Source organism: Agromyces sp. MMS24-JH15, from assembly GCF_043518605.1.
GTDB lineage: Bacteria > Actinomycetota > Actinomycetes > Actinomycetales > Microbacteriaceae > Agromyces.
This window is the reverse complement of record NZ_CP171358.1, coordinates 352411-367444: the sequence shown is the minus strand read 5'-3', so window position 1 is coordinate 367444 and position 15034 is coordinate 352411. Positions and strand designations below refer to the sequence as shown.

Sequence of the window (15034 nt, the reverse complement as noted above, 5' to 3'; positions counted from 1 at the left end):
CTAGCGCCGCCCGACGAGCTTGCGGCTCACGATGTCGCGCATGATCTCGTTGGAGCCGCCGTAGATGCGGTGCACGCGCGCGTCGGCGAACGCGCGGGCGATCGGGTACTCGGTGATGTAGCCGTAGCCGCCGAAGAGCTGGAGGCAGGTGTCGAGCACCTCCCACTCGCGCTCGGTGGTCCAGAACTTGACCTTCGCGGCCTCCTCGGCCGACAGCTTCCCGTTCCCGTAGGCGACGACCGCGCGGTCGACGTACGCCCAGAGCGCGTCGACCGTCGCCGCCACGTCGGCGAGCCGGAAGCGCGTGTTCTGGAAGTCGGCGATGCGCTCGCCGAAGGCCTGGCGCTCGGTCGTGTACGCGAGCGTCCAGTCGAAGGCGGCCTGGGCGGCGGCCACCGCGGCGACGCCGATCGACAGGCGCTCGAGCGGCAGGTTCGTCATGAGCTGGATGAAGCCGTGGCCCTCGACGCCGCCGAGCAGGTTCTCGTCGGGCACGAAGACGTCGGTGAAGGACATCTCGGCGGTGTCGTGGCCGTGGAAGCCGAGCTTCTCGAGCTTGCGGTGGTGCTCGAAGCCGGGCATGCCGTCCTCGAGGAGCAGGATGCTGAACGCGTCGGGCCGGTTGCCCTCGCCGGTCTTGACGAACGTCACGACGAGGTCGGCGGTCGCGCCGCTCGAGATGAACGTCTTGGCGCCGTTCACGAGGTAGCCGCCGTCGACCTTCTTCGCCGTGGTCCGGATGCCCCGCAGGTCGGAGCCGGCGCCCGGTTCGGTCATCGCGAGTGCGCCGATGACCTCGGCCGTGGCCATGCGCGGAAGCCACTTCGCCTGCTGCTCCGGGGTGCCCATGTGCACGAGGTAGGGCACGGCGAGGTCGTCCTGGATGCCGAACGCGCCGGCCAGCGAACCGGCGCCGGCGGCGACGATCTCCTCGTTCACGACCGTGCGGAACCGGTAGTCCCGGAGCATCCCGCCGCCGCCGTGCTCCTCGGGCACCGAGAGGCCGAGGATGCCCGCCTCCGCGGCCGCGCGCATGGTGGCGCGATCGACCTCGCCGTCCGCGTCCCAGCGCGCCCGCGCCTCGTTCGTGACGTACCGCTTCACGAAGTCCCGGACGAGGTCGCGGAAGGCCTCGTGGTCCTCGTCGTAGATGTCGCGCTCCATCGCGTGACCCCTTCTGTTCGTCGCCGGACGACTTCGCTCGCGGGCGGGCCGGTCGGGTTCGGCCTGCTCGTGGGCGATGCCCGGGTCGAGCCGAAGTCCCGGGCGTGCCGCACCGGGACCGGCTTCCGAGCCTAGGCGCGGGACCGCGTCGGGACGCGCATCTCGGTGCGTTCCACAGTCGCGCGCGCCCCGGCCGAGCGGGACCTTGTGGGATGCCGCAACGGGATGCGCGTCAGGCGCGCTGCCCGCGCAGCACGACGTCGGCGAATCGATCGCCGCCGCGTGGGAATAGTCGGTCCACGCCCGTGCGTTGGCAACAAACGGATCAGTTATCCGCTTACAGAGGAGACGACATGGACATCTTCATCACCGGGGCCAGCGGCTACGTGGGTTCCCACCTCACCCGACGCCTGATCGACGAGGGGCACCGCGTGCACGCGCTCGCGCGATCGTCCCGCGCCCGGGAGCGCGTCGAGGAGCTCGGCGCCACCGCGCGAGCGGGATCCCTCGCCGAGCTGGACGTGCTGGAGGCGGCCGCGCGGGACGCCGACGCGGTCGTCCACGCCGCGGTCGACTACGCGGACCCCGCGATGGCGGACACGGAACTCCCCGCGCTCCGCGCCCTGCTCTCGGGCGCGCGCGGCAAGCCGTTCGTCTACGTGAGCACCGGTCTCGTCTATCCGAACTCGCCGGCACCCCTCACGGAGTCCACGGAGCTCGGCGCGGAGACCGCCGCGCAGCCCTTCAAGCTGCTCGGTGAGCGCGCCGTGCTCGGCGCGGGCGGCACCGTGGTCCGCCCCGCACTCGTCCACGGGCACGGAGGATCGGCGCTCCTCGTCGGCCTGTTCGCGGCGGCGCGGGAACGCGGCGTGGTGCCGTACGTCGGCGACGGCGCGCAGCGCTGGTCGACCGTGCACGTGGACGACGTGGCCCGGCTCGTCTCCGCACTCCTGGAGCGGCCCGCCCCCGGGGAGGCGTTCAACGCGGCGGCGCCCCAGCCCGTGGCCATCGCCGACCTCGCCGGTGCGATCGCCGAACACGCCGGCGCCACGCCGATCGCCCTCACGCTCGAGCAGGCCCTGCAGGTGAATCCCGCGATCGCGCTGCTCGGCCGCACGGCGGTGCTCGACCCGGCCAAGGCGCAGGACCTCCGGGGGTGGAGCGCCGAGGGCCCGGCGCTCCTGGACGACCTCGGTTCCGTCGCCTACCGGGAGCTCGCGGCGGCCGCGGCGTGACGTAGTGCCGCCCGTCGCCCGGCGGCGGGCGGCACTACCATTCGGGATGGCCGCACGTCGGACCCGGTGGGCGGCCGTCGACACGGAAGGACCAGGCCGATGGCGATCGAACCCGGCATCTACGAGCACTTCAAGGGCTCCCGATACGAGGTGTACGCCGTCGGCCGGCACAGCGAGACGGACGAGGCGCTCGTCTTCTACCGGGCGCTGTACGGCGAGTACGGGTTCTGGGCGCGGCCGGTCGCGATGTTCGAGGACGTGATCGAGCGCGACGGCTACGCGGGGCCGCGGTTCGTCCGCATCGCCTGACCGGAAGGCCATTGCCACGCGCCGCCCGCGCGAGTAGCGTGAACCTGAATTCACTTCTCGGCGCTTCAACGACGAAGGACGGCCATGACCCTCATCGACCCCACGCCTGCGGCATCCGACACCGGGCAGGTGGAGCCCGCGCCCGGGGCATCCGAGCTGGTGACCCGCGACCCGCGCGACGGCTCGCCCATCGAGTCCTACCCGATCGCGACCGCCGCCGAGGTGGACGCCGCGGTCGCGAGCGCGCGCGACGCGGCGCGCTGGTGGCGCGACCAGGGATTCGCCGGAAGGCGGAAGCACCTGCAGGCCTGGAAGACCGCGATCGCCGACGATGCGCGCGGCCTCGCGGCCGTGATCTCGCGCGAGACCGGCAAGACGCCCGACGACGCCCTGCTCGAGGTCGTGCTCACGCTCACGCACCTCGACTGGGCGTCCAAGCACGCCGGCACGGTGCTCAAGCGGCGGAAGGTCGCCTCGGGGCTCGCGAGCTACAACCAGTCGGCGAGCGTCGGGTACGAGCCGTACGGCGTCGTCGGCGTGATCGGGCCGTGGAACTACCCGTTCTACACGCCGATGGGCTCGATCGGGTACGCGATCGCGGCCGGCAACGCGATCGTCTTCAAGCCGAGCGAGCTCACGCCGGCCACGGCCAGGTGGATCGAGGATGCCTGGACCCGGGCGGTGCCGGGGCATCCGGTGTTCCGCGTGGTGATCGGGGACGGCGCGACCGGCGAGGCGCTCGCGCGCGCGGCCGTCGACAAGCTCGCGTTCACCGGCTCGGCGCGCACCGCGCGCCGCGTGATGGCCGTCGCCGCCGAGCGGCTCACGCCGATCGTCGTCGAGGCGGGCGGCAAGGATGCCATGATCGTCGCACGCGACGCCGACCTCGAGCAGGCCGTCTCGTTCGCGGTCTTCGGTGCCATGGGCAACGCGGGCCAGACCTGTGCGGGCGTCGAGCGGATCTACGTCGAGGAGCCCGTCGCGGACGAGTTCACCCGACGGCTCGTCGAGGCCGCCGGTCGGCTCGCACCGGGGCCGGACGCGACGTCGAGCTACGGGCCGATGACGCTCGGCCGCCAGAGCGAGGTCGTCGCGGGCCACATCGCCGATGCGCTCGAGCACGGCGCGACCGCCGCGCTCGGCGGCCCCGAATCGGTCGAGGGCGGGTACGTCCGCCCGGTCGTGCTGTGCGACGTGCCCGAGGACTCGGCCGCGATGCGGGAGGAGACCTTCGGGCCCGTCGTCGCGGTGAACCGCGTGCGCGACCTCGACGATGCCGTCGCGCGCACGAACGACACGACCTACGGGCTCACCACGTCGATCTTCACGAAGGACATCGCGCGCGCCCGCGTACTCGCCGACCGACTGCGGACGGGAGCGGTGACCGTGAACTCGGTGCTCGGGTTCGCCGGCATCCCGTCGCTCCCGTTCGGCGGCCGCGGCGACTCGGGCTTCGGGCGCATCCACGGCGCCGACGGCCTGCGCGAGTTCAGCGTCGTGAAGTCGCTCGCCGTGCAGACGAGCAAGCCGATGCTCGACCTGCTCCGCATGGATCGCAGCGCGCGCGACCTGCGCCTGACCGAGCGGATGCTCCACGTGCTGCACGGGAGCCGCAGGAAGAACTAGTCGTGGCGGGCGCTCCGCTCGTCGAGGACTGAACTGGTGATCGAGGAGCGAGCGGAGCACGCGTCTCGAGATCGGCTCGCGGGGTCTCGAGACGCGTCCTCGCTCCGCTCGGGCGCTCCTCGCCCGGCGGGAGGCGGCGCTCCTCGACCGGCGGGAGAGGTCAGACGCCGAGGGCGGCGCGCACGATCGTCCCGACCCTGGCCCGGGTCTCGGGCGCGCGGTCGAAGTGCACGAGGCGCCCGAGGTCGACGACCGTGTTGAGCCCGGCGTGCACCGCGAACCGCGCCTCGGTGGGGGAGAGGTCGGTGCGTACGGCGGCGACGAGCGACACCCACTCCTCGACGTGTCGCCGCTGGATCGACCGGAGCCGCGAGCGATCGGCCTCGGGGAGGGCGCCGACGTCGGAGAAGTACACGCTCATGAGCTCGTGGTGGGCGAAGCTGTGGTCGACGTACGCGTCGATGAGCCGCTGCAGGGCCTCGCGCGGCGTCGCGGCCCCGCCGAGCGCATCGGCCGTCGTCGCGGCGAGGCGCTCGGCGGCGCGCACGCACGCCTCGAGCAGGATGTCGCCCTTGCCGGAGAAGTGGCGGTAGAGGCCCGACGCCGTGATGCCCACGGCGGCGCTGATCTCCTCGACGGAGGTCTCGTGGTAGCCGTTGCGATGGAACAGCGAGATCGCGGCGCGGACCATCGCCTCGCGCTTGGACGCGCTCGGCACGCCGGGAGCCGGCTCGTGCGGCTCGAGCGCCGAGGCCGGGAGGTCGGCCGCGATCACCTGCTCGGCCGAGGCGAGCAGCAGGTCGGAGATCGCGCGCTGCGCGAGCGCCGTCCGGTGATCGGTGATGCTCGCGACCACGCTGAGGGCGCCGGCGGCGAGCAGGGCGACGTCGGCCGCGGGCAGCTCGGGGCGCAGCGCGGCGACCGGCCGGCGCACGCGCGCGGCGAGCTCCGCGAAGTCGGCGCGCAGCCGCTCGCGGTCGTCGTCGTGCAGGTACCGGCCCTCCCAGTGGTAGAGCCCGCCGGTCCGCCGGTTCTCGATCGTGGCGTCGATGACGGCCAGGAGCACGGCGTCGAGTCGTGAGCGAGGGTCGTCGAGGCTCGCGGCGTCGGCGTCCGGGAAGTCGTCCCCCGCGACGGCGTCGGTCGCCTCGATCAGCCCGTGGGCCAGGCGGCGGGCGGCCTCCGCGAACAGCGCGTACTTGTTGGGGAAGTGCCGGTACAGCGCGGGCGCGGAGATGCCGACCTCGGCGGCGACCTCGCTCAGGCTGACCTGGTGGTACCCGCGCTCCGAGAACGCGATGGCCGCGGCCATCGCGATCCGCTCCCGGCGGTCCTTGGGCCGGGTCCGGCGGCCGTCGACGAGCTGCGAGGTCGGTGTGCCCACGGCTTCAGGCTAGCGCACGGCGGGGGTGACATCCGTGTGAATCCAGATTCACAAAAGTCGTGACATCCTGCGCTCCCGCCGCCATACTGGACCCACGCGCCGGCGGGCCCGGCGCGGGTACAGCGTCGTACGGAAGGGAACCCCGATGAGCACCGAGAGCCCGATCATCCCCGCCGCGGCGCGGCGGAACCACTGGATGAACCAGGTCGCGACCCACGCCGCCAACCGGCGCGACGCGGTCGCGTTCCGGTACCTCGGGCAGGACACCACGTGGGGCGAGGTCCACGATCGCGTCACGCGGCTCGCGGCGGCGCTCCGGCGCCGCGGCGTCGGCGCCGGCGACCGCGTGCTCCTGCTCACCCTGAACAGCCCGCAGGTCGTCGAGGCCGTGTTCGCCGTCAACACGCTCGGCGCGATCGCGGTGCCGATCAACATCCGTCTCTCACCGCCCGAGATCGCCTACATCGTGGACGACGCCGACGGCGACGTCATCATCGTCGACGCACCGCTCGCCCCCCTCGTCGGCGCGGTCGCCCAGGTCACGGCGCGGATCCGGCGCGTCCTCGTGCTCGGGGCCGCGGCAGGCGAGGGCCACGAGGCGGTCGAGGACCTCATCGCCGAGGAGCCGGACGGCTTCGTCGCGCCCGACGTCGCCGAGGACCAGGTCGCGCTCATCATGTACACCTCGGGCACCACGGGCCGGCCGAAGGGCGCGATGCTCGACCACCTCAACCTCTTCGCGCAAGCGGTCACGTGCATCCGGGCGAACGGGATCGTCGACGAGCGCGACATCGCGTACCTCACGGCGCCGCTCTTCCACATCGCCGGCCTCGGCTCGATCGCGCCGAACTTCATCGTCGGCATCACCACGGTCTTCCACCCCCTCGGCGCCTTCGACCCGGCCGCACTCGTCGACGCGTGGGAGGCCGAGCGCGCGACCATCGTGTTCAACGTCCCGCAGCAGTGGCAGGCCATCTGCGCGCTCCCGGGCGTGCGCGACCGCGACCTCGCGCTCCGGATCATCTCCTGGGGCGCGGCGCCGGCGAGCGACACGCTGCTCCGCCAGATGGAGGAGACGTTCCCGAACGCCATGAACGTCGCCGTGTTCGGCCAGACCGAGATGTCGCCGATCACGTGCGTGCTCCGCGGCGAGGACTCCCTGCGCAAGCTCGGCTCGGTCGGCCGGCCCATCCCGACGATCCAGTCCCGCGTCGTCGACGACGACCTGAACGACGTCGCTCCGGGCGAGGTCGGCGAGATCGTCTACCGCGGACCGACGCTCATGCAGGGCTACTGGCGGAAGCCGCAGGAGACGGCCGAGGCGTTCGCGGGCGGCTGGTTCCACTCGGGCGACCTGGTGCGGCAGGACGAGGAAGGCTTCGTCTGGGTCGTCGACCGCAAGAAGGACATGATCATCTCCGGCGGCGAGAACGTGTACTGCGCCGAGGTCGAGAACGCGCTCGCGGCACATCCCGAGATCGTGGAGGCCGCGATCTACGGTCGCTCCGACGAGCGTTGGGGCGAGGTGCCGGTCGCCGCGGTCGTGCTGGTCGAGGGATCCGCGCTCACCGCGGACACGCTCCGCGAGTGGCTGGGCGACAAGCTCGCGAGGTACAAGCAGCCGAAGCACCTCGTGCCGGTCGCGGCGCTGCCGCGGAACGCGGCGGGCAAGGTGAACAAGGTCGCGCTCCGCCAGGCCGACCCGGTGCCGGCCGTCGTCGGATGACGGCCGCGGTCGCCGCGGTCGTCGCCGACGCGGGCGCCGAGCCGACGCTCCGGCCGGTCGAGCTCGACGCGCTCCGCGGCGACGAGGTGCGCGTGCGGATCGCGGCCTCCGGGATCTGCCACACCGACCTCACCGCGATCGACGGCGGCGTCGCGTTCGGATTCCCCGCGGTGTTCGGGCACGAGGGCGCGGGCGTCGTCGAGGAGGTCGGCGCGGAGGTCGCGGGCCTCCGGTCGGGCGACCGCGTCGTGCTGACGTTCGACTCGTGCGGGGCATGTCGGCCGTGCCGGAGCGGGCACCCGGCCTACTGCACCGAGTTCGCGGCGCGCAACACCGCGGGCCGCCGGCCCGACGGCAGCGCGACGCTGCGCGAGGCGCGGGCCGGCGCAGGTGCGTCGGCGGCGGATGCATCGGGCTCGGATGCACCGGGCGCGGATGCCCCGCCCCCTGATGCCCCGGGCACTGATGCCCCGGGCGCGGATGCCCCGCCCGGCGAAGTCGCGGGCGCCTGGATGGCGCAGTCGTCGTGGGCGACGCACGCGATCGCGCGCGTCGGCAACGTGGTGCCGATCGGCGACCGGATCCCGTTCGAGCTCGCGGCCCCGCTCGGCTGCGGTGTCCTGACGGGCGCGGGCACGGTGCTGCGCGTGCTCCGACCCGGCCCCGACGACCGGCTGCTCGTCTTCGGCGCGGGCGCGGTCGGCCTGTCGGCGCTGCTCGCCGCGCGCGCGATGTCGTGCACCGAGATCGCGGTCGTCGAGCCCGACCCGGCCCGACGGGCGCTCGCACTCGAGCTCGGAGCCGCGCACGCGGTCGACCCCGCTGACGTGCGCGCACTCGTCGCCGCGTGGGGGCCCGCCGACCGCGTCCTCGACACGGTCGGCACGCCGGACGCGGTCGCCGCGGCCTTGTCCGCGCTCGCCTCGCCGGGGACCTGCGCGACGGTCGCGCTGCGGCCCGGCGCGAACCCGGTCACCGTGAGCCAGTCGCGCCTGCTCTGGGGCAGGACGCTCACGGGCGTCATCGAGGGCGACGCGGTGCCTGCCGAGACGGTGCCCCTGCTCGTCCGACTCTGGGAGGCGGGCCTGTTCCCGCTCGAGCGCCTCGTGCGCCCGTTCGCCTTCGAGGAGATCGGCGAGGCGGTCGAGGCGGCCCGGTCGGGTCGAGTGGTGAAGGCCGTGCTGCGGATGGGCGCGGTGGATGCCCCGGGCGAGCTGGGTGCCCCGGGCGCGCCGGATGCCCCGGTCGCGGACCTGCTCGGTGGCGCGACACCGGCACAGCCGGTCGAGTCGGCGTTCGCGACACCGGCCGAGGTGGTTCGCGGGTTCGCGGACGCGAGCGTCCCCGTCGACCCCCGCGTGGTGCTCGCGATCTGGGACGTCCTCCCTGCGGTCGCTCCGGCCGAATTGCGCGGGATGTGGCGGGGGCGCGGCATCCCGGCCGGGCACCGCATGAGCCGGTTGCTCGACCGTTCGCGCTGGTACGGCAAGCACTTCGCGGCCGACGACGACGTCCAGCCGATCGTCTGCCGCGACGGCGACGGCGCCCTGGTCGTCGACGAGCGCCTGTCGCGCGGGGGAGCCTCGCTCACCACGGTCGTGCACCGCGGCAGGCCGACCGCCGCGATGGCCTACGACGCGCAGCCGGTGCTCGACGCGTTCGTCCGCGTCGACCCCGACACCGTGCTCGGCGTCATGACCGGCCGTGGGACGCTCGACGACGGGCAGCCGTTCCTCTTCCTGCTCGAGCGCGACCCCGAGCACGACCCGCGGTCGCCCCTGCCCGTCGTCTCGGACGCGTAGCCGCCCGACGACTCGCACCACATGCCGAGGCCGAGCGCCGCGTCGGACCGTGCGCCGGGCACCGCGCGAGGCACTGGACCACGCGCCGCACCAGGCGCCGCGTCAGGCGCCGCGGAGGCCGCCGTCGGCGCGGTGCACCGCGATCACGGGTACAGCCGCGTTGCGCGACAGGCGGGTGATCGAGACCGCGAGTTCGGCGATATCGGACGCGCGGATCATCCGCTGCGGGTCGAGGTCGCCGTGCTTCCACGCGGCCATGTCGGTGTCCACGTATCCGGGGCAGAGCGCGGTCGCCGACACCCCGGACGCGCCCTCCTCGGCGCACACCGCCTCGCACAGCGAGACCACCGCGGCCTTGGTCGCGCCGTAGGCGCCGAGTCCCGGCTCCGCCATGAGCCCGGCGAGCGAGGCGATCGCGATCACGCGCGCTCCGCGCGGGTCGGCCTCCGCGGTGCGCCGCAGGAGCGGGATCGCGGCCGACGTCAACGCGAACGTCCCGCGCAGGTTGAGCGCGATGTGGGTGTCGAGCCGGCGCAGCGGGGTGTCGGCGATCGGGCTCGCGAACCCCATGCCCGCGTTCAGCACGAGTGCGTCGAGGCGGTCGTACGCCCGCTCGTGCGCGTCGAGCAGGGCCGCGAGGTCGTCGGGGTCCGAGGCATCCGCCGGCACGGCCAGGACCTGCGCGCCCGCCGCGCGCAGCCGGTCCGCGGCCTCGTCGAGCGGTCCGGCGCCGCGCGCCGAGATCGTGAGGGCGAAGCCCTCGGCAGCGAGCGCCTCCGCGATCGCGAGCCCGATGCCGCGCGAGCCGCCCGTCACGAGCGCGGCGCGCGGCGACGTCGCACGCGCGGTCGGCGATGCCGTCGAGGCATCCGTCTTCGAGGTCATCCGATCCGCTCCATTCCCGCGGCCAGCAGCGGCTCGACCGCGCTCCCGATCGTCTCGAACCCCTCGCCGACCGTGCGGCCCGCGAGGTGGCGCTCGTGGATCCCCTCCGCGATCACGGCCAGCTTGAAGCACGCGAGCGCGAGGTGGAAGTCGAGGTCCGCCAGGTCGCGACCGGACGCGGCGGCGTACCGCTCGGCGAGGTCGTCGCCGCCCGGCAGCCCGGCACGGCTGACGTGCTCGACGCCGAGCACGGGCTCGCTGACCGGGTCGAGGTAGACCAGCGCGAGCCCGAGGTCGGCGAGCGGATCGCCGAGCGTCGCCATCTCCCAGTCGAGCACCGCGACCACGTCGCCCGCGTCGGAGAGGAGCACGTTGTCGATCCGGTAGTCGCCGTGCACGATCGCGGCGCCGTCGTGGTCGGGTACCGACGCGGCGAGGCGGTCGGCGAGCCGGAGCGCCGCCGACCCGTCGCGCGTCGCGACGCGGTCCCACTGCCCGCGCCACCGGGCGACCTGCCGTGCCGTGAACCCCGCGGGCCGACCGAGGTCGCCGAGGCCGACAGCGACGGGATCGACCGCGTGCAGTGCGACCAACGTGTCGACGAACGAGCCGAGCGCCCGGGCGCGCGCCGCCTCCGGCAGGGCGCGGGCGTCGTCGGCGCTGCGGACCGTCCGGCCCGCGACGTGCTCGAAGACCGCGAACGGGACGCCGAGGACCGAGTCGTCCTCGCACGCGCCGATCGCAGCCGGCACCGGCACCCGGCTCGGCCCGAGGGCGCGGACCACGCGATGCTCGCGCAACATGTCGTGCGCGGTCGGCGTGAGCGGACCGAGCGGGGGCCGCCGCAGCACCCAGCGGTGCACGCCGTCCTCGAGCAGGTAGGTCAGGTTCGACTTGCCGCCCGCGAGTTGCGAGATGCGGAGGTGCGCGACATCCGCATCGGTCGTCGCGCGGAGCCAGCCGACCAGTGCGACCCGGTCGATGCCGGGGACCTCAGCGCCCGAGGTCATGACGTCCGCCCTCGGCGAAGCGCCGCACGGCCCGCTTCGCGATCGACCAGCGATGCGTCTCGCTCGACCCGTCGTAGATGCGGAACGCGCGCACCTCGCGCCAGTACCGCGAGAGCAGCAGCTCGTCGGAGACGCCCTGCCCGCCCGCGAGCTGGACCGCGCGATCGACGACTCGGCCGACCGCCTCGGAGACGAAGGTCTTCGCGATCGACGTGGCCGTGCCCGCGTCGCCGGCCTCCGCCTCCCCGGCATCGACCGCGTCGAGCACGCGCGCGGTCTCACGGATGAGCGCGCGCGACGCGGCCAGGTCGATCTCATCGTCGGCGAGGTGCTGCTGCGCGAGGCCGAGGTCGGCGATCCGCGCGCCGAATGCGCGCCGCTCGGTCACGTGCGCGAGCGCGAGGTCGTGCGCGCGTCCGGCGATCCCGAGCCACCGCATGCAGTGCGTGAGCCGCGCGGGCGCAAGCCGGACCTGGGCGGCCGCGAAGCCGCCGCCGACCTCGCCGAGCACGGCGTCGTCGGGCACGAGGCATCCGTCGAACCGGACGACGCCGTGCCCGCCCGCCATGCTCGCGTCGACGGTGCCCAGGTCGCGCACGACCTCGAGGCCCGCGCAGTCGCCGGGGACCAGGAACGCGGTCGCGCCGTCGGCATCGCCGGGTTCGCCCGACGTCCGGGCCATGCAGATGAGCAGGTCGGCACCGCGCGCGCCCGTGATGAACCACTTCTCGCCCGTGATCCGCCAGCCGCCGGGCACGCGCTCGGCCCGCGTGCGGAGGGCGCGGGGGTCGCTGCCCGCGCCGGGAGGCGGCTCGGTCATCGCGAAGGCCGAACGGATGCGGGCGTCGGCGAGCGGGGCGACCCAGCGCTCGCGCTGCGCCGCCGTCCCGACGCGCTCGAGCAGGTGCAGGTTGCCCTCGTCGGGTGCGGCGATGTTGAGCGCGATCGGGCCGAACAGGGAGTAGCCCGCCGCCTCGAAGACCGCCGCCTGCTCGAGCGTCGTGAGGCGGCGCCCGAGGGGGCCGGACGCGAGGTGCGGCGCGAGCAGGCCCGCGTCGCGCGCCGCGGCCTGCAGGTCGGCGCGGAGCCGGTCCTCGGCCGGGAGGCCGCCGACGGCGTCGACGCCCGCGATGCCCGGGATGCCCGGGCCGCCCGGGCCGCCCGCGTGCAGCACACCGGCGTGCGCGACCTCGACCGGGATCACGGTCTCGCGCACGAAGTCGCGCACGGCCGTGGTGAGTTCGTGGGCTGTGGGCATCCGCCCCTCCGTCGCGACGTGGCCGCCGGCCGGGCACGCACCGGGCCGGTTCTAATCGGGATGAGAATTCCCCCGTCATGATCCAAGCCGAATTCCTACGGCCGTTCAAGGGTTCGCGAGCAGATTTTCTAATCGGTTGTAGAAACCATGCGACCGACGTAGACTCCGGGAGTACCGCGGCGCAGCGCTGCGGGATCGAGGGAGATCAGGGCGATGACACAGACCCCCACGCGTGCGACGGACCGACTGCGCACCGTCTACGACGTGGAGCACGAGCAGTTCCGCGACGTCGTGCGCGAGTTCGTCGCCCAGCACGCCGAGCCGAACGCCGAGCGCTGGGATCGCGAGGGCCAGGTCGACCGCAGCCTCTTCGAGCGGGCCGCCGAGGCCGGGATCCTCGGCTTCGGCATCCCCGAGGAGTACGGCGGCGGCGGCGCCGACGACTTCCGCTTCAACGCCGTCATGGGCGAGGAGCTCGCACGCAACCCGGTGTCCAGCGGCATGGCCGGCATCGCGCTGTCGAACGACATCGTGATCCCCTACTTCACCGACCTGACGAACGACGAGCAGAAGCGGCGGTGGCTCCCGGGCATCGCGGCGGGCACCCTCATCACCGCGGTCGCCATGACCGAGCCTGGCACGGGCAGCGACCTGGCGGGCATCCGCACGCGCGCGGTTCGCGACGGCGACGACTACGTGATCGACGGCACGAAGATCTTCATCTCGAACGGCCAGAACGCCGACCTCGTCGTCACGGCGGTGCGCACGGGCGCCGACCCGCACAAGGGCCTGAGCCTCATCGTGGTCGAGGCCGATCGGCCGGGCTTCTCCCGCGGCCGCAAGCTCGACAAGATCGGCCTGCACGCGCAGGACACGTCCGAGCTCGTCTTCGAGGGCGTCCGCGTGCCCGCCGCGAACCTGCTCGGCGCCGAGGGCCAGGGATTCCTCGGCCTCATGCGGAACCTCCCGCAGGAGCGGATCTCGATCGCGGCCGCCGCGGTCGCCGCGAGCGAGGGCGTGCTCGACCGCACGCTCGCGTACGTGAAGGAACGGCACGCGTTCGGCAAGCCCATCGGGTCGTTCCAGAACACCCGGTTCGAGCTCGCCGAGATGGTGACCGCGACGCAGGTCAGCCGGGCGTACATCGACCAGTGCCTCCTGCGGCACGCGGCGGGCGAGCTCAGCGCCGAGGATGCCGCCGCCGCGAAGTTCTGGACCACCGAGCAGTACGTCGACATCGTGAACCGCTGCCTGCAGCTCCACGGCGGATACGGCTACATGCGCGAGTACCGGATCGCGCGCGACTACGAGGACGCGCGCATCACCACGATCTACGGCGGAACGACCGAGATCATGAAGGAGATCGTCGGCCGGAGCCTCGGTCTCTGACCGCGGCACGGACCACGGGAACGGAACGGATGCCCCATGCCTGACGCATTCATCTACGACGCCGTGCGCACGCCCCGCGGGAAGAACCGCGGCGGCGCACTCCACGGCACCAAGCCGGTCGACCTCGTGGTCGGCCTCATCGACGCGCTCCGGGAGCGCAACCCCGGGCTCGACGTCGACCTCATCGACGACGTCGTGCTCGGCGTGGTCTCGCCGATCGGCGAGCAGGGCTCCGACATCGCGCGCACCGCCGCGCTCGTGGCCGGCCTGCCCGAGACCGTCGCCGGCGTCCAGCTCAACCGGTTCTGCGCATCGGGCCTCGAGGCGGTCAACACGGCCGCCCAGAAGGTCGCGTCCGGGTTCGACCGGTTGATCCTCGCGGGCGGGGTCGAGTCGATGTCGCGCGTGCCGATCGGGTCCGACGGCGGCGCGTACGCGCAGGACCCGACCACCAACTACGACCTCTACTTCGTGCCCCAGGGCATCGGCGCCGACCTCATCGCGACCCTCGAGGGGTTCAGCCGAGAGGACGTCGACGCGTTCGCCGCGGAGTCGCAGCGCCGCGCCGACGACGCGTGGCGCAGCGGCCGGTTCGCCCGCTCGGTCGTGCCCGTGCGCGACCAGAACGGCGTCACGGTGCTCGACCACGACGAGCACCGCCGGCCGGGCTCGACGGTCGCGACGCTCGGCGAGCTGTCCCCGGCGTTCGCCGCGATCGGCGACCAGGGCGGGTTCGACGCCGTCGCGCTGCAGAAGTACCACCACGTCGAGCGGATCTCGCACGTGCACACCGCGGGCAACTCGTCGGGCATCGTCGACGGCGCGGCCCTGCTCGTGATCGGCAGCGCCGAGATCGGCGAGCAGCTCGGGCTCGAGCCCCGTGCTCGCATCGTGTCGACCGCGGTCACGGGATCGGACCCCACGATCATGCTCACCGGCCCCACGCCCGCGACGCGCAAGGCGCTCGAGAAGGCCGGGCTCGAGGCATCCGACATCGACCTGTTCGAGCTGAACGAGGCGTTCGCGTCGGTCGTCATGAAGTGGATGAAGGACCTGGACATCCCGCACGAGAAGGTCAACGTCAACGGCGGCGCGATCGCGATGGGGCATCCGCTCGGCGCGACCGGCGCGATGATCCTCGGCACGCTCCTCGACGAGCTCGAGCGCCGCGACCTGCGGCGCGGGCTCGCGACGCTGTGCGTCGGCGGGGGCATGGGCATCGCGACCGTCATCGAGCGGGTCTGAG

12 protein-coding genes are annotated in these 15034 nt (G+C 73.6%); 7 read left to right on the top strand and 5 right to left on the bottom strand.

All coding sequences use genetic code 11. The features are described 5' to 3' along the window. Complete coding sequence (locus ACDF64_RS01730; RefSeq protein ID WP_394553060.1) at positions 1-1164, bottom strand: acyl-CoA dehydrogenase family protein; 1164 nt, start codon at positions 1162-1164, stop codon at positions 1-3. A 353-nt stretch (positions 1165-1517) separates the two neighbouring features. On the opposite strand from ACDF64_RS01730, the gene ACDF64_RS01725 reads away from it, so the two are divergent. The 3 genes from ACDF64_RS01725 (at position 1518) to ACDF64_RS01715 (ending at position 4334) form a co-directional block, all read left to right on the top strand. Further along, positions 1518-2399, top strand: coding sequence for an NAD-dependent epimerase/dehydratase family protein (locus ACDF64_RS01725; protein ID WP_394553059.1), 882 nt, complete (start codon positions 1518-1520; stop codon positions 2397-2399). A 99-nt stretch (positions 2400-2498) separates the two neighbouring features. After that, positions 2499-2708 carry a DUF1653 domain-containing protein gene (locus ACDF64_RS01720; RefSeq protein ID WP_394553058.1) on the top strand — a complete coding sequence of 70 codons (210 nt, stop codon included), beginning with the start codon at positions 2499-2501 and terminating at the stop codon, positions 2706-2708. An 84-nt stretch (positions 2709-2792) separates the two neighbouring features. Further along, on the top strand, positions 2793-4334 hold the full coding sequence (locus ACDF64_RS01715; protein ID WP_394553057.1) for an aldehyde dehydrogenase family protein: 1542 nt from the start codon (positions 2793-2795) through the stop codon (positions 4332-4334). Between the two features lie 160 nt (positions 4335-4494). Here the strand turns inward: ACDF64_RS01715 and ACDF64_RS01710 are convergent, their stop codons facing one another. Next, positions 4495-5718 carry a TetR/AcrR family transcriptional regulator gene (locus ACDF64_RS01710; protein ID WP_394553056.1) on the bottom strand — a complete coding sequence of 408 codons (1224 nt, stop codon included), beginning with the start codon at positions 5716-5718 and terminating at the stop codon, positions 4495-4497. Positions 5719-5863: 145 nt separating this feature from the next. On the opposite strand from ACDF64_RS01710, the gene ACDF64_RS01705 reads away from it, so the two are divergent. Both ACDF64_RS01705 and ACDF64_RS01700 read left to right on the top strand, forming a co-directional pair. Beyond that, the gene (locus ACDF64_RS01705) at positions 5864-7444 is read left to right on the top strand and encodes a long-chain-fatty-acid--CoA ligase (RefSeq protein WP_394553055.1); all 1581 of its coding nucleotides are present in this window, start codon (positions 5864-5866) and stop codon (positions 7442-7444) included. After that, positions 7441-9246: an alcohol dehydrogenase catalytic domain-containing protein gene (locus ACDF64_RS01700; protein WP_394553054.1), complete on the top strand. Its 1806-nt coding sequence runs from the start codon at positions 7441-7443 to the stop codon at positions 9244-9246. The genes ACDF64_RS01705 and ACDF64_RS01700 overlap by 4 nt, the downstream gene beginning before the upstream one ends. A gap of 102 nt (positions 9247-9348) precedes the next feature. Here the strand turns inward: ACDF64_RS01700 and ACDF64_RS01695 are convergent, their stop codons facing one another. The 3 genes from ACDF64_RS01695 to ACDF64_RS01685 are packed head-to-tail and all read right to left on the bottom strand — an operon-like array spanning position 9349 to position 12399. Continuing rightward, entirely contained in the window at positions 9349-10131 is a 783-nt protein-coding gene (locus ACDF64_RS01695) for an SDR family NAD(P)-dependent oxidoreductase (RefSeq protein WP_394553053.1), read from the bottom strand. After that, complete coding sequence (locus tag ACDF64_RS01690) at positions 10128-11141, bottom strand: phosphotransferase family protein (protein ID WP_394553052.1); 1014 nt, start codon at positions 11139-11141, stop codon at positions 10128-10130. The genes ACDF64_RS01695 and ACDF64_RS01690 overlap by 4 nt, the downstream gene beginning before the upstream one ends. Further along, positions 11125-12399 carry an acyl-CoA dehydrogenase family protein gene (locus ACDF64_RS01685; RefSeq protein WP_394553051.1) on the bottom strand — a complete coding sequence of 425 codons (1275 nt, stop codon included), beginning with the start codon at positions 12397-12399 and terminating at the stop codon, positions 11125-11127. Before ACDF64_RS01685 ends, ACDF64_RS01690 begins: the two co-directional genes overlap by 17 nt. Before the next feature lie 213 nt (positions 12400-12612). On the opposite strand from ACDF64_RS01685, the gene ACDF64_RS01680 reads away from it, so the two are divergent. Beyond that, positions 12613-13788: an acyl-CoA dehydrogenase family protein gene (locus ACDF64_RS01680; RefSeq protein ID WP_394553050.1), complete on the top strand. Its 1176-nt coding sequence runs from the start codon at positions 12613-12615 to the stop codon at positions 13786-13788. Between the two features lie 36 nt (positions 13789-13824). Then, positions 13825-15033, top strand: coding sequence for an acetyl-CoA C-acetyltransferase (locus ACDF64_RS01675; RefSeq protein WP_394553049.1), 1209 nt, complete (start codon positions 13825-13827; stop codon positions 15031-15033). The last annotated feature ends 1 nt before the right edge of the window (position 15034 follow it).